Source organism: Streptomyces sp. NPDC058812 (genome assembly GCF_042744565.1).
GTDB lineage: Bacteria > Actinomycetota > Actinomycetes > Streptomycetales > Streptomycetaceae > Streptomyces > Streptomyces thinghirensis.
This window is the reverse complement of record NZ_JBHYOB010000030.1, coordinates 1-19,669: the sequence shown is the minus strand read 5'-3', so window position 1 is coordinate 19,669 and position 19,669 is coordinate 1. Positions and strand designations below refer to the sequence as shown.

At 67.5% G+C, this 19,669-nt stretch carries 20 protein-coding genes and 5 pseudogenes; 11 read left to right on the top strand and 14 right to left on the bottom strand.

Annotated features, from left to right (window positions below; genetic code table 11):
* Positions 1 to 101: 101 nt before the first annotated feature.
* From ACFW48_RS36220 to ACFW48_RS36200, 5 genes and pseudogenes are all read right to left on the bottom strand, one after another.
* Positions 102 to 862, bottom strand: a pseudogene (locus ACFW48_RS36220) (IS5 family transposase).
* A pseudogene (locus tag ACFW48_RS36215) lies at positions 760 to 1,758 on the bottom strand (IS481 family transposase); the annotation flags it as partial. The pseudogenes ACFW48_RS36220 and ACFW48_RS36215, both read right to left, overlap by 103 nt.
* Positions 1,755 to 2,093 carry a MarR family winged helix-turn-helix transcriptional regulator gene (locus ACFW48_RS36210; RefSeq protein ID WP_386322534.1) on the bottom strand — a complete coding sequence of 113 codons (339 nt, stop codon included), beginning with the start codon at positions 2,091 to 2,093 and terminating at the stop codon, positions 1,755 to 1,757. The gene ACFW48_RS36210 and the pseudogene ACFW48_RS36215, both read right to left, overlap by 4 nt.
* Positions 2,094 to 2,188: 95 nt before the next feature.
* Positions 2,189 to 2,569: a hypothetical protein gene (locus ACFW48_RS36205; RefSeq protein WP_386322533.1), complete on the bottom strand. Its 381-nt coding sequence runs from the start codon at positions 2,567 to 2,569 to the stop codon at positions 2,189 to 2,191.
* A 259-nt stretch (positions 2,570 to 2,828) separates the two neighbouring features.
* Positions 2,829 to 3,926: an IS701 family transposase gene (locus ACFW48_RS36200; protein ID WP_386322625.1), complete on the bottom strand. Its 1,098-nt coding sequence runs from the start codon at positions 3,924 to 3,926 to the stop codon at positions 2,829 to 2,831.
* Between the two features lie 199 nt (positions 3,927 to 4,125).
* Between ACFW48_RS36200 and ACFW48_RS36195 the strand changes: the two genes are divergently transcribed.
* Together ACFW48_RS36195 and ACFW48_RS36190 are read left to right on the top strand one after the other, a co-directional pair.
* Entirely contained in the window at positions 4,126 to 4,704 is a 579-nt protein-coding gene (locus tag ACFW48_RS36195) for a chloramphenicol phosphotransferase CPT family protein (RefSeq protein ID WP_386322531.1), read from the top strand.
* A gap of 361 nt (positions 4,705 to 5,065) precedes the next feature.
* Complete coding sequence (locus ACFW48_RS36190; RefSeq protein ID WP_386322530.1) at positions 5,066 to 5,572, top strand: carboxymuconolactone decarboxylase family protein; 507 nt, start codon at positions 5,066 to 5,068, stop codon at positions 5,570 to 5,572.
* Positions 5,573 to 5,664: 92 nt separating this feature from the next.
* Here ACFW48_RS36190 and ACFW48_RS36185 read toward each other — a convergent pair.
* Positions 5,665 to 6,658, bottom strand: a pseudogene (locus ACFW48_RS36185) (IS5 family transposase).
* A 245-nt stretch (positions 6,659 to 6,903) separates the two neighbouring features.
* Here ACFW48_RS36185 and ACFW48_RS36180 point away from each other — a divergent pair.
* The gene (locus ACFW48_RS36180) at positions 6,904 to 7,224 is read left to right on the top strand and encodes a hypothetical protein (protein ID WP_386322529.1); all 321 of its coding nucleotides are present in this window, start codon (positions 6,904 to 6,906) and stop codon (positions 7,222 to 7,224) included.
* Positions 7,197 to 7,991 carry an IS21-like element helper ATPase IstB gene (istB, locus tag ACFW48_RS36175; RefSeq protein ID WP_386322528.1) on the top strand — a complete coding sequence of 265 codons (795 nt, stop codon included), beginning with the start codon at positions 7,197 to 7,199 and terminating at the stop codon, positions 7,989 to 7,991. The genes ACFW48_RS36180 and istB overlap by 28 nt, the downstream gene beginning before the upstream one ends.
* Before the next feature lie 49 nt (positions 7,992 to 8,040).
* Here istB and ACFW48_RS36170 read toward each other — a convergent pair whose 3' ends face one another.
* Positions 8,041 to 8,469 (bottom strand): YceI family protein, encoded by a 429-nt coding sequence (locus ACFW48_RS36170; RefSeq protein ID WP_386322623.1) that lies wholly within the window; start codon positions 8,467 to 8,469, stop codon positions 8,041 to 8,043.
* A 591-nt stretch (positions 8,470 to 9,060) separates the two neighbouring features.
* Here ACFW48_RS36170 and ACFW48_RS36165 point away from each other — a divergent pair.
* Positions 9,061 to 9,855 carry a nuclease-related domain-containing protein gene (locus ACFW48_RS36165; protein WP_386322526.1) on the top strand — a complete coding sequence of 265 codons (795 nt, stop codon included), beginning with the start codon at positions 9,061 to 9,063 and terminating at the stop codon, positions 9,853 to 9,855.
* Positions 9,856 to 10,136: 281 nt separating this feature from the next.
* On the opposite strand, the pseudogene ACFW48_RS36160 reads toward ACFW48_RS36165, so the two are convergent.
* A pseudogene (locus ACFW48_RS36160) lies at positions 10,137 to 11,233 on the bottom strand (IS256 family transposase).
* A gap of 317 nt (positions 11,234 to 11,550) precedes the next feature.
* Between ACFW48_RS36160 and ACFW48_RS36155 the strand changes: the two are divergent.
* A complete protein-coding gene (locus tag ACFW48_RS36155; protein ID WP_386322635.1) occupies positions 11,551 to 11,736 on the top strand; it encodes a hypothetical protein in 186 nt (61 codons plus the stop codon).
* A gap of 72 nt (positions 11,737 to 11,808) precedes the next feature.
* Here the strand turns inward: ACFW48_RS36155 and ACFW48_RS36150 are convergent.
* Positions 11,809 to 11,892 (bottom strand): annotated as a pseudogene (locus ACFW48_RS36150) (DUF6233 domain-containing protein); the annotation flags it as partial.
* The gene (locus ACFW48_RS36145) at positions 11,889 to 12,017 is read right to left on the bottom strand and encodes a hypothetical protein (protein ID WP_386322633.1); all 129 of its coding nucleotides are present in this window, start codon (positions 12,015 to 12,017) and stop codon (positions 11,889 to 11,891) included. The pseudogene ACFW48_RS36150 and the gene ACFW48_RS36145, both read right to left, overlap by 4 nt.
* 619 nt (positions 12,018 to 12,636) lie before the next feature.
* On the opposite strand from ACFW48_RS36145, the gene ACFW48_RS36140 reads away from it, so the two are divergent.
* The 3 genes from ACFW48_RS36140 (at position 12,637) to ACFW48_RS36130 (ending at position 14,112) form a co-directional block, all read left to right on the top strand.
* Positions 12,637 to 12,846 (top strand): hypothetical protein, encoded by a 210-nt coding sequence (locus ACFW48_RS36140; protein ID WP_386322524.1) that lies wholly within the window; start codon positions 12,637 to 12,639, stop codon positions 12,844 to 12,846.
* 536 nt (positions 12,847 to 13,382) lie between these two features.
* A complete protein-coding gene (locus ACFW48_RS36135) occupies positions 13,383 to 13,718 on the top strand; it encodes a hypothetical protein (protein WP_386322522.1) in 336 nt (111 codons plus the stop codon).
* Between the two features lie 76 nt (positions 13,719 to 13,794).
* Positions 13,795 to 14,112: a hypothetical protein gene (locus tag ACFW48_RS36130; RefSeq protein ID WP_386322520.1), complete on the top strand. Its 318-nt coding sequence runs from the start codon at positions 13,795 to 13,797 to the stop codon at positions 14,110 to 14,112.
* A 111-nt stretch (positions 14,113 to 14,223) separates the two neighbouring features.
* On the opposite strand, the gene ACFW48_RS36125 is transcribed toward ACFW48_RS36130, so the two are convergent.
* Together ACFW48_RS36125 and ACFW48_RS36120 are read right to left on the bottom strand one after the other, a co-directional pair.
* Positions 14,224 to 14,994 (bottom strand): hypothetical protein, encoded by a 771-nt coding sequence (locus tag ACFW48_RS36125; RefSeq protein ID WP_386322519.1) that lies wholly within the window; start codon positions 14,992 to 14,994, stop codon positions 14,224 to 14,226.
* Positions 14,991 to 15,743 (bottom strand): TnsA-like heteromeric transposase endonuclease subunit, encoded by a 753-nt coding sequence (locus tag ACFW48_RS36120; protein WP_386322517.1) that lies wholly within the window; start codon positions 15,741 to 15,743, stop codon positions 14,991 to 14,993. Before ACFW48_RS36120 ends, ACFW48_RS36125 begins: the two co-directional genes overlap by 4 nt.
* Positions 15,744 to 15,880: 137 nt before the next feature.
* Between ACFW48_RS36120 and ACFW48_RS36115 the strand changes: the two genes are divergently transcribed.
* On the top strand, positions 15,881 to 16,768 hold the full coding sequence (locus ACFW48_RS36115) for a GNAT family N-acetyltransferase (protein ID WP_386322515.1): 888 nt from the start codon (positions 15,881 to 15,883) through the stop codon (positions 16,766 to 16,768).
* A 245-nt stretch (positions 16,769 to 17,013) separates the two neighbouring features.
* Positions 17,014 to 17,814 (top strand): aminoglycoside phosphotransferase family protein, encoded by an 801-nt coding sequence (locus ACFW48_RS36110; protein ID WP_386322621.1) that lies wholly within the window; start codon positions 17,014 to 17,016, stop codon positions 17,812 to 17,814.
* Between the two features lie 781 nt (positions 17,815 to 18,595).
* Here the strand turns inward: ACFW48_RS36110 and ACFW48_RS36105 are convergent.
* Together ACFW48_RS36105 and ACFW48_RS36100 are read right to left on the bottom strand one after the other, a co-directional pair.
* Positions 18,596 to 19,204 carry a transposase gene (locus tag ACFW48_RS36105; RefSeq protein ID WP_386322513.1) on the bottom strand — a complete coding sequence of 203 codons (609 nt, stop codon included), beginning with the start codon at positions 19,202 to 19,204 and terminating at the stop codon, positions 18,596 to 18,598.
* A gap of 71 nt (positions 19,205 to 19,275) precedes the next feature.
* A complete protein-coding gene (locus ACFW48_RS36100) occupies positions 19,276 to 19,602 on the bottom strand; it encodes a helix-turn-helix domain-containing protein (RefSeq protein WP_386322511.1) in 327 nt (108 codons plus the stop codon).
* Between the last annotated feature and the right edge of the window lie 67 nt (positions 19,603 to 19,669).

The window sequence follows — 19,669 nt, the reverse complement described above, 5'->3', positions numbered from 1 at the left end:
GGTGGGACCCCGGCCGATCGGGTCCTCGTGCGTGATGATGGTGATGGGGTGCCTCCTGGAGCTGGGTCCCGACTCCAAGATCCTGCAATAGCTGCCTCGGTCTAGATGAAGCGGGGCGTGTTCAGACGTCGCCAGCAGATCAGTGCGCATCCGAGGGTGAGGAAGGCTTCGTGGATGTCGTCGCGGATCTCCCAGCGGATCCGCAGGCGGCGGAACCAGTGCAGGTGGGCGAACGCACGCTCGACAACCCAGCGTTGAGCGCCCAGCCCGGAGCCATGGTCGGCGCCTCGGCGGGCGACCAGCGGCTTCACTCCCAGACCCCAGACCAGACGACGGTACTTGTCGTGGTCGTACCCGCGGTCAGCGAGGACGACATCGGGGCGCCGCCGCGGACGGCCGCACTTGCCCCGCACGGGCGGCACCGCCTCCAGGAGCGGAATGAGCTGGGTGACGTCATTGCGGTTCCCGCCGGTCAGCACGACGGCGAGGGGGATGCCAGTGGCGTCGGTGAGCAGATGGTGTTTGCTGCCCGTCCTGCCCCGGTCAACAGGGCTTCGTCCCGTCTTGGGTCCCCTTTTAACGCCCGGATGTGGGAGCCGTCGACCGCCGCTCGGGAGAAGTCCAGCACGTTCACCCTGCGGAGCTCGGTCAGGAGGACCTCGTGGAGCCGTGGCCAGACGCCTGCCTCGGTCCACTCGGCCAGGCGGCGCCAACACGTCATGCCCGAGCCGAAACCAAGCTCCTGCGGTAGGTGCTCCTGTATAAGGGCTGGACGTTGGTGACACCGGCTCGGAGTCTGGATGCTGGCGGCCGTCCGAGAGCTCCACTGTGCGGGCGGTGGTAGTTGTAGTGGATGTTCCAGACCGCGATCGCGGAAGAGCGGGAATCTTCGCTGCTGAACTCTCGGGCGTAGAGCAGTTCCTCGGCCAGGATTCGCTGGTAGCGCTCTACCTTCCCGTTGTGGCGTGGGGTGTACGGCTTGGTCTTCTGATGCCGCGTGCGTTGGCCGACGTTCCGGGCGAAGTCACCCGAGCGGTAGCAGGCCCCGTTGTCGGTGACGACCCGGTGGATGTGCGTGATGCCGTGCGCGGCAAACCAGGCCTTAGCTCGGGCGAGGAACGCTGCAGCGGTGGCTCCCTTCTCATCGGGCAGGGGCTCTGTGTAGGAGAGTCGGGAAAATCCGTCGACGGCCGAGTGCAGATAGGTGTGGCCGCGCTTCGCGTCGGCTGACTTCGCTCGGCCGACGGTCTTGGCCTGGTCGCTGTCGCGGCCGTGGATGCGCCAGCCGCCATCGTCAGGGATGCGGCCGACCTTCTTCACGTCCAGGTGCACCATGTGGCCGGGCCAGCGGGCGGTGATCTTCCCGGGCTTGCGGTTGTTGTCGCCGCCGGGGTCGATGAACCTTCGTCTGCCCAGTCCGAGCCTGCTCAGGTGGCGGGTGACGGTGCGGCAGTTGATCGTGAATCCGAGGTCGGCGAGCTCATCGGTGATGCGCTGGGCTGACCACTTGTGCTCGCGTCGCCAGGACTCGATCTTCTCGATGACCCAGGCTGGTGTGGCGTTCGGGCTGCGGTGCGGGCTGGATGAGCGGTCGCGCAGTCCGGCATCGCCGTGACGCTGCCACCGGTTGACCCACTTCGACGCACAGGCACGCGAGATGCCCATTTCGGCGGCCACGTGCGCGATGGGACGCGTCTTGCAGCGCTCGACCAACCGGCGGCGTCCCTCGATGCTCAGCGGGGCGTTGGCGTGGCTCATGCGTCCATCGCGTAGGAGCGCTCCATCAGGTCGGTCATTGCCTGCTGGAAGTCGCGGCGCTTCTTGTCGCTCCAGCCTCTGGTCAGCTCAGCGAACACTTCTTCCTGCCAACGATGCGCCTGGTCCAGCATCAACCGGCCCGCAGGGGTGAGTGATCCTTCACGTCGTCGACCATCGGCTGTGGACGCTGCCATGACGAGATACCCGGCTGCCGTGGCGCTCTTGATCAACCGTGACGCGCCGCTCTGGTCGATCCCGATCTCGTGCGCGATCGCGTTCACCGTCGCCGGGGTCGCGCGCAGGCTGAGCGCATGGACCGCCTCGCAAACGAGCACGAGCCGTCCCTGCTCACCGCCCGTCTCTGCTGCGACAGGTCGGCGTGACCAGTGCCTGACGAAGTGGAACAGGACCTGTCCCGGGCCTAGGTCTGTCATTCGGTTGCCGCCATCTCACGGCAGATGTAAGCCAGCTCGAGAGCGGCCTCGAGGTCCGGCAGCCTGAGAGCAGCCGTGACCTTCCCGGCAGAAGCGCGGAAGACTGTCGCCACCCGCGTGGATTCCGTGCTCTCGGGCCAGGTCGCGTCCTCCTCGACCACCATCAGTCGCTCGCTGACAGGGTGCCAGGACCGAGGTATCAGCTTGATCCCCGAGCGTTGCACCCACTCGGCGAACTGCGCAGGGGTGATCGGACCCGCACCCTTCGGGCCGAGCACGACGACTGGTTCACCGACCGCCTGCGCAGACCGCTGCAGGTCGCCGGCGTTGACGCTCGCGTGCCACTCGTTGATCGCTTCTTCGAGGTTGGACTCCATGGCCAGAACTATATGCGATCCGCATACATTCAGGATCGGGCAGCCGCGACGTCAACCTCCTGCCCCGCAACAGCTAGTACTCCAGCCGTAGATGTGGATCTTCATGGTTGAAGGGCGGCTTGGCGTCGGTAATGGCTGTGTTGGGCGCGGGCTTGATGACGTCGGCGCCAGGACCAGCGCAGTCGATGGGCGAGGTCGCCGGTGGGCTGTGCAATCACGGCGATGAACAGACGCTGGATCTCATTGCAGGTGAGCGGGATCAGCCCTTTCGGACTGGTCCCGTCGTCCGCCGGGGCATGGTCACGTCGCTCGAGGGAGGCAGCGACCGCCAGGAAGGCATGGGCGAGCAGGGCAGGGTGACCCAGCGGTGCCAGGAGTCCCAGCGGCGGACCTGGTGCTCGTCCAGTCCGGCCAGGGGTCTTGGAGTTCTGGAACGTCTCTTCGATCGTCCAGCGGCTTCCGGCGACCGTGACCAGGGTGGACAGCGGGACCGGGCGGGGTGAATAGCAGCGGTAGTAGGCGAGTGCGCCGGTCCGGTAGTTGCGGCGGACCAGCAGGTGCTGATGGCTGGCCAGGCCGGGGGCGGTGACGGCGATCTGCGCCCAGTCGTACCAGCGGTGGCCCTTCGCGCCTCGTCCGGTGGACAGCTTCTGCCAGGCCCGCTTGGGGATCTTCTTGGCCAGGTGGTCGGCGCACTGGGGTCCGGCCGGGGTCGGGACGCGGTGAGTGCTGGAGACCGCGAGCACGTAGCCGAGCTGCCGCCGCTCCAGGCGGCGCGCAGGTGAGGGTTGTCGCCGTAGACCTCGTCGCCGGCTGCCCACGCGGCCGGGACTCCCGCGTCCAGGGCGCGTTCGATCATCTGCCGGGCGAGCTGCGGCTTGGTGGCGAAGTCGACGCCGTCGGGGACGGCGGCTTGTCGGCAGCGTTCCGGGTCGATGGTCCAGGACTTGGGCAGGTAGAGGGCGCGGTCGATGGCGGCGTGTCCATGCCGGGAGGTGTAGGTGAGGTAGACGGCGACCTGTGCGTTCTCGATTCTGCCGGCGGTGCCGGTGTACTGGCGCTGCACGCCGACGGTGTGGTTCCCCTTCTTCAGGTCGCCGGTCTCGTCCATCACCAGTACGGCCTGGTCGTCGGTCAGGTACTCCAGCACGAACGCGCGCAGGTCGTCCCGCACCAGGTCGGCGTCCCATTTGGCCCGGCCGAGCAGGTGCTGGTGCCCGTCAGGGCTGGTGTCCCCGGTGTGCTCGGCGATCGTCCAGCAGTTCTTGCGGGGCAGGTCAGCCAGCAGCCCGAGCACCAACTGTCGGGCTCGAAGCCGGGGTTCGACTCGCGCGAAGCGGCCCCCGATCCGGCTCATCAAGCCCTCGAACATCGCTCGCCAGCGGGTGGGCACTACGCCGTGGGCTGCAGCCACCACGTCATCGTCAGTCCACACACCTCACGATGATCACCGGCGGCCGTATCCGTCGTTGCACTCGCCCTCCCGGCTCGATCACACTCCATGCTTTCCTGACGATCCCCTGAGCGCGGCGCCGGCAAGGTGTGATCACGCCGTTATGACGTCTGGTCGGATCATCTTTCTCAACGGCACCTCCAGCTCGGGGAAGTCGAGCATTGCCCGGGAACTACTGAACATCCTGGACGATGGCGTCTTCTTCCACTTGGCGGTCGACAGCTTCAACGCGATGCGCAGCAAACGGGAACTTGGGGCCGAGGAGCTCGACGGCGCGCTGCGGAGGACCAGGATGGGCTTCCATCGCTCGATCGCGGCCATGGCCGAGGCGGGCAACGACGTCGTGGTCTGCCATGTGCTGAGCGAGCCGTGGCGGCTGCTCGACTGCCTGACGGTGCTGCGGCCCGAGGACGTGCTGTTCGTCGGCGTCCACTGCCCGCTGGACGAGTTGGCCCGCCGCGAGCTGGCCCGGGGCGACCGCCCGCCGGGCCTTGCGGCGCACCAGTACGACCTGGTCCACGGCCACGGCAACTATGACCTGGAGTGCGACACCAGCGCGGCAAGTCCAGGCGAATGCGCACAGCAGATCAAGGAGTTCCTCCCGCGTCGCCCCAACCCCACCGCCTATACCCGCCTCCGCCGACGCTACCTGGCGAGCGGCCGGGAATCCCTCACGGTGTGAACGCGCCTACTCGGCCGTGCTGGTCTTCTCGTGGCTGGCACCTGGACGCCGAGTCCGATCCGTAAGGGCAAGAGCCTGCGTATGAAGATCCACATCTACGGCTGAAGCTAAGCACATGCACGCCCATCTCCCCCGCGTGCTCAAGACGGTCAACCCGTGATCGTTTTCTTAGTCCGGAAAAGGGCCAGCGGTCTTACCGAACTCATGGCCCGAGCACTCCGGGACCGCGGCCGCGAGGTCTGACTGACACTGCTTGGAACCGCGTCTCTGCCTGACCAAGAACAACTGGCTTCCATGTCACATTTCTCGGCCGCGATCCGTCAGGGCAGTGACATCAACACGAAGCCCGAAGGAGACGGCGATGGAAACGCGTTCGATCACGGCAGAGGTCCCGATGGTTCCGCGGATGCCCGAGGACCCCGCTGAGCTTGTTCCCGAGCTGGCGGAGGTCTCGGCGGCGCTGTTCAAGGTCACCGGCAACGGTTCGGTACCACGCTCCACGATCAGCCTCGTCCAGCTGCGTGCAGGTCAGATCGTCGGCAGCACCTACCTGACCGTGCTGCATACGGGCTTCCTGCGCAAGGCCGGGGAGTCGGAGGAGCGGATCACGTCGGTGGCGTCCTGGCAGGACTCGCCGTACTTCACTGGTGCCGAGCGTGCCGCGCTGGCACTTGTAGATGCCGTGCTTCGGCCGTCCGCAGACAGCGAGAGGGTATCCAACGAGCTGTATGCGCAGGCAGCCGAGCACTATGAGGCAAAGGCGCTGGCCACGCTGATGTTCGCGATCGGCCAGGTCAACTTCTTCATCCCCGTGGCGCTCATCGCCAAGCCGGTGCCCGGCCGGTCCTTCACCGACCCGTGGAAGTGAGGCCACCCGGGTAAGGCTCGATGCTCGGGGTCCCGAGGCGGGACCCGAACGGGCCAACCCGCAGACGCGTCGAGCGCGACCAGGAGTTGAGATTACGGAGTGGCCGGGAGGCTGCGTATCCACAGCATGGCTCCGCGAAGGTGGAGTCCGGCAAGGTAGCTGTCCGGTGTCTTGTCGTAGCGGGTGGCCAGTCCCCGCCACTCCTTGATCTTGTTGATACAGCGTTCTACCGTGTTGCGGTCCTTGTAGAGCGTGCCGTCGTGGCCGACCGGGCGGCCGCCCTTGAGGCCCTTCTTCTTGCGGTTGGCCGCTTGGTCGGTCTTCTCCGGAATCACCGCTCGGATCTTGCGGCGGCGCAGGTAGGCACGGTTGGCGCGGGAAGAGTACGCCCTGTCTGCGGCGAGTGCGGCCGGCCGGGTCCAGGGCCGGCCGGCCCGCGTACTTTGATCTTCTTGATGACGGGGATGAACCGGGGGCTGTCGGCGGCCTGACCGGGAGTGAGGACAAAGGACAGGGGCCGACAGCGTCGGTCCGCCGCGAGGTGGACCTTGCTGGTCAGGCCGCCCCGAGAGCGCCCCAGTTCGGCGGCGCACAGCCGTGCTTTGCGACGCCTGCGCAGCGCCCGGCGCTGCTGTCGCAGGGCGTCCTCCTCGCCGTCCTCCCCGTCGCCTACGGGGTCGCTTTGTTGCTTTGCTGCAGCCCCTTTTCCTCCGCCACGGCCTTCTCCAGATCCTGAAGGAGCTCCGGGTCGACGACCATGCCCGCCGCGTGGTGATGCGCGCGGGCAACGGTCGAGTCCACGCTGACCAGGCTGAGATTGATGTCGTCGCGGGCCGCCGCCTCGGCGATCATCGCGTCCATAAGGGTCTGGAAGACTTCATCACGCGCCCATATCCGGAACCGGTCGTAGACCGTCGACCAGGAGCCGTAGCTCTCCGGCACATCCCGCCAGGGGCTGCCGGTACGAAACCGCCACATCACCGCGTTGAAGTAGCTGCGCAGGTCAGGGATCGGTCCGAACGCCCCCATCGGCAGGTGCGGTTTGACCAACTCCCAGTCGACATCGGTCAGACCACCACGAGTCATGCGCCCGGTCTACCGCAGCCAGCACCCTCCTCGAGCGGCTGATCGCCAAGGGGCAGGCCCGGCTGGATCTGGACCACTACCTGGAAGCCCTGGTCCGCAAGCCCGGAGCGTTTCCCGGGGCCACCGCCCTTGAACAGGCCCGTTCCGCAGGGAAGTTCACGCCCGTCCATGACGCGTGGTGGCAGGCGGCGAAGGCTGCCCACGGCGAACGGGACGGCACCCGGGCCCTGATCGAGGTCCTGCTGATGGGCCGCCACGTATCCCACGAACACCTGGTCGCCGGGCTTGCCTCCGCACTCAGGGCCGGCGCCCTGACCGCGGACGCCGTCGCCCTGGAGGCACGGAAGGCAGCCGAAGCCGACGAGGTCATGGATCCTGTCCCGGCCAAGCCGGACCGGACGAACGTGACCTCGCTGACCGAACGGCGGCTGGCCCAGCTGCCGCCCGACATCCGGCCGCCGCCCTCGGTCGCGGCCTACGACCAGCTGCTGCGAGCACGGCAGCCGGCCGATCACCCAGCCATCCAGGGAGAGATGCCGTGCCCCTCAAACGCCACCGCGGGCTGACCGAACAGGCCGCCGACGCCGCCGTCGACCAGGCATGCCGCATGCTCCGACTGCCAACCATCCGGGCCCAGTTCCCCGACCTGGCCGAAGCCGCCGCCCGCGACCAGATGTCCTATCGCGGCTTCCTCGCCGAACTACTGATGGCCGAGTGTGACGACCGGTCCCGGCGACGCTCCGAACGGCGCATCAAGGCGGCACAGTTCCCGCGGGAGAAGTCGCTGCGGACCTTCGACTTCGAGGCCAACGGGAACATCGATGCCGCGGTCATCCACACCCTGGCGACCTGCGAATGGGTCAAGAAGGGCCTGTCACTCTGCCTCATCGGCGACTCCGGCACGGGCAAGTCCCACCTGCTGATCGCGCTCGGCACCGAGGCCGCCATGGCCGGCTTCCGGGTCCGCTACACACTCGCCACCAAACTGGTCAACGAGCTGGTCGAAGCCGCGGACGAAAAGATCCTCACCAAAACCATCGCCCGCTACGGACGCGTCGATCTCCTCTGCATAGACGAACTTGGCTACATGGAGCTGGACCGCAGGGGCGCTGAGCTGCTGTTCCAGGTGCTCACCGAACGCGAGGAGAAGAACAGCGTCGCCATCGCCTCCAACGAATCGTTCGGCGGGTGGACCAGGACGTTCACCGACCCGCGGCTCTGCGCGGCCATCGTCGACCGCCTCACCTTCGGCGGGAACATCATCGAGACCGGCACGGAGTCCTACCGGCTCGCCAGCACCAGGGCGGCCCGCGCCCAGGAAGCCGCAGGCTGACCTCATCATGGTCACGCTGATCCGTGCGCTGCTTGACACCACGATCGGTTCAGCAGTGCGCGACGACTTCCAAAGTGATCTTGAGATGCCGACCCGTCATGCCCTTGGCCTTGGTGATGCCGAAGGCGTACCGGTCGATCGTGGTAGTGCCGCTCGCCGTCATCCGCTTGCCCTCGTGGGCAACCGTGCCGAGTGTGACGGCGATCGGCTGAGTCACCCCACATACGGTCAACTCGCCGTACAAAGTGACATCAGCGCCGGATCGTTCCAGACGCTGGCTCCGGAAGCCGATCTCGGGATGCCGAGCCACGTCGAGGTAGTCAGAGGACCTGACGTGGTCGTCACGCTGCTGATTGCCCGACTCGAAGCTTCCTGCCTCTATTACGACGTGCACCAACGACTCGTCTGCCGGGTCCGCCACAGTAATGCGGCCATGACCGATGGCGAAGGTACCTCGGACTGGGAGCAACCCGAACATGGCGCGTGTGTCGAAGCGGACCGTTGATGCCGCCTGATCTATCTCGTATGCACCTGCTGCTGGTAAGAGCTGGTTCCCTGATGCTGCCATGAGCTCGTAGCCTCCGTGTGCTGAAGATCAACCCGTGATGGGTCAGCCTCTCGCAGCGGCAACGGGTATGCCAGCCCCCACGTGCCGGAATGGCTGACAAGGACGTCCTGGCAGGCGGCCAAAGCGTTGTCGGTTCTCGTCAACATTTCTGCGGCGTTGATCGCCAAAGTGCTGTCCGGAACCGTCGACAAACGTTGTCCGCTCTCGCTTACGAAACCAGGCCGGCCTACCGGGCGTGCGGAGGCGAGGGGCACCTGTGGGGTCGTGCCCCGCATCGTGGTGTAGGGGATCAAGGGTTACGCGTTCCGGTTTGAACCCCTGACGATCGCTGCGGATGCGGCGGCCCACGATGCGCCCTGCTGAGGCGAGTCAGACCGTCCGCGCGGCGCAACCCCGCCTCCGGCCTGCGAATACCAGTGCCTTGATCCCTCACACCACCCGGCGGGACGCCATCGCGCTTTTTCGTAGCCGAGCGCATTCGCGGATTCATAGACTGCGACGATGCTGACCGAAGTGCTTTCCGACCACCCCGGCCGTCAACTCCGGCAGACCGAGGGGGCGATCGAACACCACCATCGCGACATCGCCGAGCACTCAGCGGCTGTTGCGGACCTTCGAGCACGGCACGCCGCGTCACGGCGGTGGTGGCAGCTCGGCAAGCGGCTGACGCAGTACTTTGAGGTGCGCGAGCTGGAGGCCAAAGCACCAGTCATCGATCCGGCGCTCCTCCACCGCCGGGCGCAGCAGGAAGCAGGAGTGCTCGCCGAGGACACGGTGACCCACGCGCTCCAAGAACTTTCGGACGAATGGCTCCTGTTCCGCGGGTACACCAACCGCAGAGGCGAGATCGACCACCTCCTCGTCGGACCGGGCGGTGTCTGGGCGATTGAGGTCAAAGGACGCAACGTATGCGTGCACATACAGGGCGACTACTGGAGTTATGAAAAGTATGACCGGTACGGAAATCTCGTCGGCCAGGGAGCGTTGACGGACCGCCGAGGCCGCAGCTGGGGCCGTCAGGTCAGCGAGCCCGCCTCCGCCCTGCAGACCTTCCTCGCCACGCGCGGCGTGTACACCACGGTCCACACAGCTGTCGCGGTCATCAACGACCGGGCGAGCTTGGGCGTCTGCGACAACTGCCCCATCGATGTGGTGAGCATCGGCACGCACTACCTGCTGGACTCCATCCAGGCCCAGTGGCCGGTCTTCGACGCCGGCACCTGCCACAAGATCGCTGCGCTGATACGCCGCGACCACACATTCCACGCGCAGCGCCGTGGATCACGACGCCGATGAAGCACGCCGTGAATTGGTCGATGTCGGCGCGGGTTCCGGGGGGTCGACCGAGTTCTTCCCGCGCCTTGCCGCCTCCCCTCCGCCACCGGCGGCCCCCGCCGCCTCCGCGCCTGTCCGCCTGCGCCGCCCAACGGGCGGCGGCCCGCCTGGTGTTCAAGCTCGTACAGCCAGCACCGGCTGAAGGCACACTGCGACACCCGTTTCCGCCCACTCCACGTCCCCCACACGGCCGAGCCCTGACCAAGCCGCTGCGGTCATGTCCCTTCGCGGGGTGTAAGCGATCAGTCGTCTGACGTGGCCGGCAGGACGACCGGAGTGTCGGGATAGAGGGCGTCCATGCTCTCGTTGGAGAGGTAGCGGCGGGGGAAGACGATCCATTCGTCGTGGAGTTCGACGAGGACCGCGGTCGCGAGTCGCAGGACGGCTTCCGGGTTCGGGAAGACCTGGACCACGTCGGTGCGGCGTTTGATCTCCCGGTTCAGCCGCTCGAGCGGGTTCGTCGACTGGATCTTCTTCCAGTGCTGGTGCGGGAAGTCCGCGAACGCGGTCAGATCCTCCTTCGCGTCCAGCAGCATCCCTCTGACCCTGGGGAACTGGCGGCCGAGCATGTCGGCGACGATGTCGAGCTGGTTGCGGACCGCTTCGGCGGTGGGATGGGCGAACACGGTGCGGATCGTGGCGGCGACCACCTCCGCCGAGCCTTTCGGGATGACGGCGAAGACGTTGCGGACGAAGTGGACCCGGCAGCGCTGCCAGGCGGCGCCGAGCATGACCTTGTGGATGGCTTTGACCAGGCTGCTGTGGCTGTCGGAGATGACCAGGCGGACACCGCTCAGGCCGCGTTCTCGCAGGTGACGCAGGAACAGGGCCCAGAAGGCTTCGCTCTCGTGGTCGCCGACCATGACGCCGACGACTTCGCGGCCGCCGTCCTGGGTGACGCCGGTGGCGATGACGATCGCCTGGGAGACGATCCGGTGGTCGACACGTGCTTTCACGTAGGTGGCGTCGAGGAACAGATAGGGGAAGCGGATGTGGTTCAGCGGCGCGGGTGGAGACGCCGTGAACGTAGGCTTCCATGATCACCGCGTAGAGGGCCTGGTCGATGCGCCGCCGCCGCTCGAGCAGGCTGGGGAAGAAGCTCCCGGCCCGCAGTTTCGGGATCGCGAGCGCCGGCCTGGGGGGTCACCGTCTTCTCGCGGCGGCCGTTGCGCCAGGTCGCGCGGGTGTCGGAGTGCTCGCCCCACTTGGCGCCGATCTTCGCGGTGGCCTCGGCCTCGATCAGTTCCTGCAACAGCCGTTCGGCAACCTCGCGGACAAGTTCAAGACCATCTGCCGAACGTAGTGACTCAAGCAGGCGAAGTAGGTCATGCTGGGACAAGGCCACCGCGCATCCTCCTCGGTCGAACTGCCCGTTCACCAAGGAGGTTGCACGGTGGCCTGCCAGTTGAGCAGGGAGTATTGACAGGCAAGCGGTGCACTCCAGGGCGCGGAACCCGCGCACACAACCGCGGAGATCCCCTACACCACACAGCGGGACGCCATCACCTGTGGCGCATTGTCTCGGGAGGCCAGGTGCCACAGAGTTGCCTCAAGCGGGTCTAACCCGACGAGGCCGTTCCCGAGCGATGCCTCAACCCGCACTCGCTGGTTGCTCCCCGGCGAGTGCGGCCCACCTATACAGGGCAACGTGGGTGCATGAGCGGTCAGTGGGAGTTTCAGTTCGTGACGCTCGACGTCTCGACTGGGTGGGATGAGCAGGTCAACCGCATGCTGGCGGATTGGGGCGCGCAGGGGTGGGAGCCCGTGAACCATACGGCCATGGCGGACCGTGACGGCTTCCCCTCGTACTTCTCGTTCCTGTTCAAGCGCCGTCTCGCCTAGTCGAGGATGCCCGTTGTCCGGTCGGCAGTGCTGGCAGGGCTTGATGCCGTCGGCGAGGGCCTGGCGGGCCTGCTCCTGCGCGATGGTCTTGCTGCGCTTCCCGGCGTTCCAGCAGTCCCCGGTGTGGACGTAGACGGGCGGGCTGTGCCCGTTCAGGCCGCGTTCCAGGAGCCAGTCGGGCGGGGGGCCGGCCGCTCCTCGATGCCGCGCCGGCGTTCGGCGTGGCGGCGTTCTTCGTCGGCGATCCATTTCCGGGTGCGGTCCAGGTCGTTCAGCTGCACGCGCTCAAGGAAGCGGAGCAGCGTGAGCCGCGTCGGACCTCAATCGTTCACGTGTTCTATTCTATGGTGTGCTGGTCACGCAGCAATCCAGGGGTGGGCGAACGGAGACGACGCCATGGAGCCCGCCGACCTGCCCACCCGGCACGGGATCGAGGCCGCACGCTAAGAAGCGGCGCCCGCCCCGCCCGCGCGCCGGGAGACCCTCACCCGCGTCCGGGCGATGCCGCCGCGGCCCTGCTCCGTGTGCGGCGACCTCTCTCGTACCGCCCGCGCCGTCGACTTCCCGGGCGCCGGCCCGCGGTGGGTGGACCTCTGCCGGGGTCACGGCCTGGCCGTGATGCGGCGCCTGCCGCACACGATGCCCGGGGAGATCCTCGCCGACCTCCGCGCGGCCGCCGCGGAAGCGGGCCTCGTCGTCCTGGTCGACCAGGAGGCCGACGCCGCACGGGACCGGTGGCCGCACGAGCGCGGCCGCGAGCGGGGCCCGTCGGAGGCAAGACGGCCAATCCGGCCGATCTCGCAGGTATTTGCCGCCAACCTTGCAGGACACAGACGTCCCAGGAACGTGTGCTGGCTACAACCTGTCAGGGGATCGTTCTCTGCGGGGTGGGGGTTGTCTGTGCTGACGATCAATGTGGCGGTGCTGCTGGCGGTCATCATCGTGGTGCGACTGGGCCGGCGCACCCAGGCGCGCAGCCGCAATGACGAGAAGCTGACCGTGCTGATCGTCCTGGTCTTCGGGATCCTCGTGGCGCCGACCGCGTTCGGGCAGGGGGTGCTGGACGTGGTGGGGGAGCTGGCCGCGGGCATCACCGACTCCAGCCGCTGAGCAAGGCCGCACTGTGCCGATTCCCTCTCTCTGGAGGCTGGCGCCTGGCGTGTCTCGGCCTGGGACCGTTCTATTCTGTTCGAGGCGGCGGCTGCCCGTGCTGCTCGCCCGCCAGACAAGGACGATGATGACGACTGCCGTGCCCCCGGTGACCGAGCCTGATACTTCGGCGCGGACCTGTCCCGGTGATCAGGTCGGCCCCTGCACCAAGTGCCAGCGGCCGACCCACCGATACGGAGCAGGGGCCCGCAGCTCACTGTGCGAGTGGTGCGACGCTGAAGCAGTAGCCCGGTGGGGAGCGAACCTCAGAGCCGCCAGCCTGCCCTGACCTACAGCCGATGCTGACCTGTACCGGCCTGCCTCGCAGCCTAGGCATCTCCGACATGGGTCGTGAGACGATCCTGCGCGCAAAGGCACCCTCGGAAAGAGCGAGACATGGAGACCACCGACGGCTGGAGAGCGGAGCCGGGGCAGCATCGAACGGGGCCTGCAGCGTGAGGTGGCGAGCGCGCGGCGAATTCGGGTGGGCACTGGACGTGGTCCGTGAGCTGGAGGTACCGCCGCAGGCGGGCCTGGACGACCTGGCCGCTCTTGTAGCCCGTCGTATCGGCCGGCCGGTGGAGGTCGTGCTGATCGATGCCCCCGTCCCGAACGGTGCCCTCGAAGAGGGCCCTGGCCATCGCCTCTGGATCCGGGTGCCTACCGGGACGACCGACTTCTATCACCGGCACCTGGTCTGCCGGGGACTGGCCCAGGCTCTGTACCAAGAGGCCGGCGCCCGGCATGGGCAGATCGACTACTCCCTGCCCATCGAGCGGGAGATCGAGTGTGTGGCCACCTTGCTGTCGTCCCGTCTGCGCGGCGTTGAATGAGAGTCTGCAGGCCATTCCTGGATGTCGGCCTCGTCAGACCTGGCATGGTCGGACCGGTCGCGGGTATGCGCGGGTCGTGGTGTACCTGCCTATCGAACTCGTGCGACAGGTGACGTCTGCCCTCGTTCGCGCGGGTTTTCCGGTGCTCGGGGACGGTGAGGCCGACCGGCCGGGTTTGCGGGTGGTCGAGATTCCGGCAGGCGCGGTGGTCCGGTGGACTGCGTCGGACGGTTTTACGTCGCTGGCCAGGGACCAGGGCGGCCGGCCTGCGGGCGAGGACCGTCTGCAGGTGATGGTGCAGGCCGCGGTGACCGGAGTACTGGTCGAGCTCGGGCACACGGTGGCGGTGGCACCCGACGGCGCGGACCTGCTGGTAAGGAGCGAAGCTGCGTAAACGAACCGCGATGCAACCGGACAGGGGAAACGGCCTGGGTGCACCGCTCGCGCGAGCGCTCCGCGTTCCCAATGGAAGTGATCTGCCGTTGCGGCTCTGATCTGGCGGTTTTTACTTCGGTTGGGACTGAGTGGGCCTCGAATGTCCCGCTGGGAGTGGTTGCGCGGTTGTGCCCGAGTCGCGTTGTAGCGGTGTCCTGTTGGATCTGATCAGGCGCTGGTGTGCTGAGCTGGGGTTGTTCAGATCTTGCGGGACGGTCGGCGGGTGGCTGTCCCGGGATTTCAGTGCTCGGGCCAAGCGCGTCCCTTGGGGTCTGCCCAGCGGAAGAGGGGGTCGTGGTGGATCTTCTTTGTGCCGGGCATGTTGCGGAGGGTGGGGAGACAACCGGGTCTTGCGGTGATCCACGAGCCCCCAGAGCCCTTGCTCGCGGTAGCGCTTGCGCATCCGGCGGACCGTGACCGCACTGACCTTCCAGCCCAGCGCGCTCAACTCGGCCGCCTTCGCCGCCTCACGCTCCTGAAGCGTCCGTGCTGCCGGGTCGTACTCAGGGCGCGGGACGATATCCGCCCTGGTATCCACGGGCCTGCCGAACTCCACCTCGGTCACATGCCGTTCCCAGGCGGCGGCCCTGTCCGCCTCCTGTTTCGGCACCACGTCCAAGAGCGCGAATGGGGGCATCCGGGGCGGTCCCTCTCCCTGGTCGACGAACTCGAATCCGTTGGCCGCCAGCAGATGCGCCAGCAACACCAGGCTCGCCGTGCCCGCCTCATCGATCAACCGCACCGTCGTCCCCGACAGGCCCACCACCGTGTGCAGCCGGTCATCCAGCCGCAGTCGGTCCCCGCCCCGCAGAGCCGCCCGCAGCCCCGGACGCCCGCTCACTGCCCCTCCACCCGCGACACCAGCGTCGTATCCGTCAGCGGGCGTGACAGATCCGCCCCCAGCCGCCCCTGCCAGAGCAGATGGAAGACCACCGGCAGCACCGCGATCGGATCACCTGCCAGCGAGGCCTGCCCCACCAGCGGCGACGGCACCGAGAACAGCGCCAGCAGCCGTTCGACCACACCTTCGGCGACACCGTGCCGAGGATGCCTGTAGCCCGCCAGCCAGCGGATGTTCGCCATCCGGACCGCGTCCACTTCGCCGACCACCCGGTAGCCCCACCCGGCACTCACGCAGGCCCTCCGCGTGGCCTCGAACTTCACCGCCGACCGCGCGTCGATCCGGTCCAGCGGCCGGCAGTCCACCACCAGACCCCGCCCGCCCTCGAACCGTGCGAAGTAGTCCGGAGCGTGCGAGACCCGCCTGCCCCGCTCTTCCTCCCAGAACAACCCAAACGGCTGCGACAGCAGCCCGGTGACCTCCGGCGCGAAGTCCAGCAGCATCGCGTGATCCCGTTCCAACCAGGACTCGAACTCCACATGCCCGCCGGTCGTCGCCGACCAGTACAAACCCGGGAAATGCCGCTGCCCCCGGTATGACGGGAACCCCCGCACCGGCCGCCCTTCCTCGAACGCAACCGAGACGGCATCTTCGAGCGACCTTCGATGCTCACCCCGGTCATCCCGCCAGCCCACCTCGAAACCGTCCACCTGCGACGGCGCCGACCCCTCCAGCTCACGCAGCCCCATGTATGCCTCCGTGCAGTTCCGACGGGACTGAGCAGGAAGAACGGGACACAAACCCCTCATGTGAGTGACTGGCACCCACGGGCCAGAGCACCGATACTCCGTTGCTTGATCAAAAACCCGTTCGACAGCATGGCGCCATGCAACGACATGAGCACGCCGGACCCGCAGCACTGCGCGCCATGCAGAGCCTGGCCACCCGCACCTTTCCGACAACCGGCTACCACCACATCGGCGACCTCACATGGAACTGGTGCCTGGCCGTCGACCGCGCCGACCAGTACCCGACAGCCGTCTGGGCCTGCAACGACCAGACCCTGGCCTGGGGCTGGTTAGAACTGCCCGACACCCTGATGCTCCAGGTCCACCCGGAGCACCCGGAACTGGCTCACGAGGTCCTCGCCTGGGCCGAACACACGGCACCCGGCCCGCTGAGCATCGACGTCACCGAGACCGAACCACACCTGATCAAGGCACTGGAACAGCGCGCATACACACGGACCGACGACGGCCCGTTCATGGCGTGCCTTGGCCGCCCCCTCGCCGACCTGCCGGACATCCCGCACCTGCCGGACGGCTACTCGATCCACCCCCAGCGCGACCATGCCGACGTGACAGGCCGGGCAGCAGCACACCGCGCCGCCTTCGGATCGACCCGGATCACCACCGAACGACACGCCCGCATGAGGGACACCTGGCCCTACCGGCCCGAACACGACCTCATCGTGACCTCGCCCACCGGGGAAGTCGTCGCCTACTGCCAAGGCTGGTACGACCCGACCAACGGAATCGGTGAGTTCGAACCCGTCGGCACCCACCCCGATCACCGCCGCCTTGGCCTCGCCCGAGCCGCCTGCATCGCGGTGCTGCACGCCTTCGCCGACGCCGGCGGCCACCGTGCCATCGTCTACTCGCGCGGCGACGCCGCATACCCCATCCCCAAGCGGCTGTACGAGTCCTTGGGCTTCACCGCGTACACCCGCACCCACACCTACGTCGGCTGTCCTGTCCCAGTTAAGTGTGGGTAGTGCGAGGTCGTGACCTGGGGTGCTTCCTCTTGTCTGGGACAGGCTCGCTGAGGTTGTCCCGCTTATGTGTGGGCAGTCCGTCGCGTGGCGTGTGCATGAGAGGTTGGGGTTCTCGGGGTCTCTTGGGTTGTGTCCTTGGGAATGGCTTGGGTGATCCTGGTCTTGTACCGGCCTCGGGCGCTTGTTCGCGCCGGAGTTTCGGGGCTCGGCCCGCGTGGAGTCGATGTGGCGGTAGCGTGATCGTCATGACGGCTGAGGGCGAGGCGCTGGTCGGCGGCATGGTGAACGCAGGGGCGGTCTTCCGCCGTGGTGCGCTGGTGGAGCGCCCGGCGCCGCCCAACGCTCGCGCCTTGCATGCGTACCTCCTTGCCCTGAAAGAGCACGGCTTCGACGCAGCGCCGACCCCTGTCGGTCTCACCGAGGATGGTCGTGAACAGCTCACCTTCATCCCTGGAGACGTGGCTCTGCCGCCGTTCGCGGACTGGGCGATGACGAAGACCGCCCTGGAATCGGTGGGGAGTCTGCTGCGACGCCTGCATGAGACCAGCGCGGTCGTCGAGGTCGACACCCGTGCCGGGTGGCCAGGGGACCTGGCCGACCCGGAGGGGGGAACGATGCTGTGCCACAACGACGTGTGCCCGGACAACGTCGTCTTCCGCGACGGCCGTGCCGCTGCCCTGATCGATTTCGATCTGGCAGCTCCGGGCCGTCCCCTCTGGGACGTCGCCATGACCGCCCGCTACTGGGTGCCCCTGGTCGATCCCGCATCCGCAGCCGCCTTCTACCCCTCCGGGCTGGATGCGCCCGCGCGGCTGCGGATCCTTGCCGACAGCTACGGCCTTTCGCCGCGGGACCGCGCCGAGTTGTTCGGCGTCATCGAGCAGGCCATCGAGGTCTGCCGGGCCTTCGTCACCCGTCGCGTGGCTGACGGCGACCCCGTCTATCTCCAGGCGCTGGCCGAGCGCGGTGGATGGGAACGCTGGGACCGCATGCAGACCTGGCTGGCGGAGCGCCGCGAGATGTTCACGGCCGCCCTGCTGAACTGACCGCCCGGAGCGGGCCGTTGACCAGGGACGCTCAGAGCTGAGTGGGACGAGGAAGGTGAGGTTCGTCTCGGTTGGCGATGAGTGTGGCCACGCCCTCGGGGTTGCCGAGCCGATACTCGATCTCCGCGGCTGATGACTTGACGGTTTTCGTGAGCCAGACGCGGCTGGTGCCGCGAATCGGGCTCTTGGTGGGGAAGCGCTGGTGGAACTGGGTGATCGAAGTCGAGCAGCATCAGACGGTCGCGCTCCAGCCACGACTCATAGCCCACATGCCCGCCGCGGGTCGCCGACCAGTACCAGCCGCACCAGTTGCCCTGGCCTCGGAAAGCCGGCAACCGGCGCTCGGGCCGTACCGACTCGAACCGCACCGGCCACAACCGGCTCAAGGGCCCCCGTTCGCGGACCCCGGCTGTGCTGACGTACTCCAGCTCGATGTCCTCCGCCGACACCTCATCTGCATCCATCCCGGGCCTCCGGTACGACGCCGACCAACCACTTCGACCGTAGAAGTGGGATGACCGCCGTACCTACACAAGACCGGAACACTCCAGAACTTGCCTGCACATGACCGGGACACGGTCACACATGCCTACGGAAGAACGGGACTGCCTGCACATCGCAGGGACAGGACATCGGCGCACCGACCGGCTGAGACGTCGACGGGGTCCCGCTGATCAGAACAACCGGGACCCGATCACTTCGCCGATCAGATAGCGCGGGAAGCGCTCAGCTTCACTGGGAACGGACAGCTGGACCGGCAAAGAGACCGGTACTGAGGTTTTCAGGGTGGGGTCGGTGGTGCGAGGGTCAGGCCGGTGGCGGTGAGGCAGCCGTCGATCAGGTGTGTCCGGAGTTGGATCCTGCGTAACTCCCGGCGGAGTGTGCGGTCGAGGTCGTCGGGTGTGCCGAAGGCGGTGTTGGCCATGGCCCGGCGTACCAGTGACCAGAGGGCCTCGACGGGGTTCAGGTCGGGTGCATACGGCGGGAGGCGGACGGTGGTGAGCCAGTCGTGCTCGGCCTCGTACCGTTTCAGCCCGGCCGCCAGGTGGGTGTTCAGATTGTCCCAGATCACCACGATCGGGCCGTCGAGCTGGATGTGCGCACGGACGAGGAGGTCGCGGTAGTCCTGCCAGGAGAAGCTCTTGCGGGCGCCTTTGAGGAGGAGGTGGTTGCGGGGCCGGTGGATGAGACGGCTTTTCACGCCCGGTTTGTAGCAGCACAGGGCGGCGACCGAGGTCCTGCGGCGGGAGCGGCCTCTCACTCGGATGACGGGGGTGTGTCCGCGCCGGCCCCAGGTGCGGGCGCGAGGCGGCGTCATGGAGAATCCGGACTCGTCCTCGAAGACGATCCAGGCCCCGTGGGCCGCCGCGAGGCTTTTACCCTCGGCCACACCTCCTTCTTCCACAGTTCGACGGCGTGCTTGTTGCGTTTGAGTGCTCTGCGGGCGGGCGCCTGCCATGATCAGCCGTGCCGTTTCAACAGCCGCCACACCGTCGCCACCGAAAGGCTCAGCTTCAGACGCCGGCGGATCACCGTCTGGACCCGGGCCAACGTCCACCGCTCATCGTCGAAGCCGTGCGCTGACGGGCCCTTGCCGAGTTCCTCCTCGAGCACGGCGAACTGGGCATCAGTGACGGTCGGGGAGTTGGCCGGGCCCGCGGAACGCAGGGCCTCCATGCCGCCCTCGCGCCAGGCACGGCGCCAGCGTTCCACCGACCGCACACTCACCCGCAGGTCCTTGGCGATCACCGCGGTCCTCTCGCCTGCCGAGCCCAGTACGTTCCTCATCACAGTGCAAGCCGGGGTCTCGGCGGACGACTACGCCCAGAAGCTCGCGTCGGTGGTGCGGCCGCTG

Excerpts from the sequence above, each read along its gene's own strand:
- ACFW48_RS36205 (WP_386322533.1), bottom strand. The coding sequence starts at position 2,569 with ATGGAGTCCAACCTCGAAGAAGCGATCAACGAGTGGCACGCGAGCGTC.
- ACFW48_RS36200 (WP_386322625.1), bottom strand. The coding sequence starts at position 3,926 with ATGAGCCGGATCGGGGGCCGCTTCGCGCGAGTCGAACCCCGGCTTCGA.
- ACFW48_RS36195 (WP_386322531.1), top strand. The coding sequence starts at position 4,126 with ATGACGTCTGGTCGGATCATCTTTCTCAACGGCACCTCCAGCTCGGGG.
- ACFW48_RS36190 (WP_386322530.1), top strand. The coding sequence starts at position 5,066 with ATGGAAACGCGTTCGATCACGGCAGAGGTCCCGATGGTTCCGCGGATG.
- ACFW48_RS36180 (WP_386322529.1), top strand. The coding sequence starts at position 6,904 with ATGGGCCGCCACGTATCCCACGAACACCTGGTCGCCGGGCTTGCCTCC.
- ACFW48_RS36170 (WP_386322623.1), bottom strand. The coding sequence starts at position 8,469 with ATGTTCGGGTTGCTCCCAGTCCGAGGTACCTTCGCCATCGGTCATGGC.
- ACFW48_RS36165 (WP_386322526.1), top strand. The coding sequence starts at position 9,061 with ATGCTGACCGAAGTGCTTTCCGACCACCCCGGCCGTCAACTCCGGCAG.
- ACFW48_RS36155 (WP_386322635.1), top strand. The coding sequence starts at position 11,551 with ATGAGCGGTCAGTGGGAGTTTCAGTTCGTGACGCTCGACGTCTCGACT.
- ACFW48_RS36120 (WP_386322517.1), bottom strand. The coding sequence starts at position 15,743 with ATGGGGCTGCGTGAGCTGGAGGGGTCGGCGCCGTCGCAGGTGGACGGT.
- ACFW48_RS36115 (WP_386322515.1), top strand. The coding sequence starts at position 15,881 with ATGCAACGACATGAGCACGCCGGACCCGCAGCACTGCGCGCCATGCAG.
- ACFW48_RS36110 (WP_386322621.1), top strand. The coding sequence starts at position 17,014 with ATGACGGCTGAGGGCGAGGCGCTGGTCGGCGGCATGGTGAACGCAGGG.
- ACFW48_RS36100 (WP_386322511.1), bottom strand. The coding sequence starts at position 19,602 with ATGAGGAACGTACTGGGCTCGGCAGGCGAGAGGACCGCGGTGATCGCC.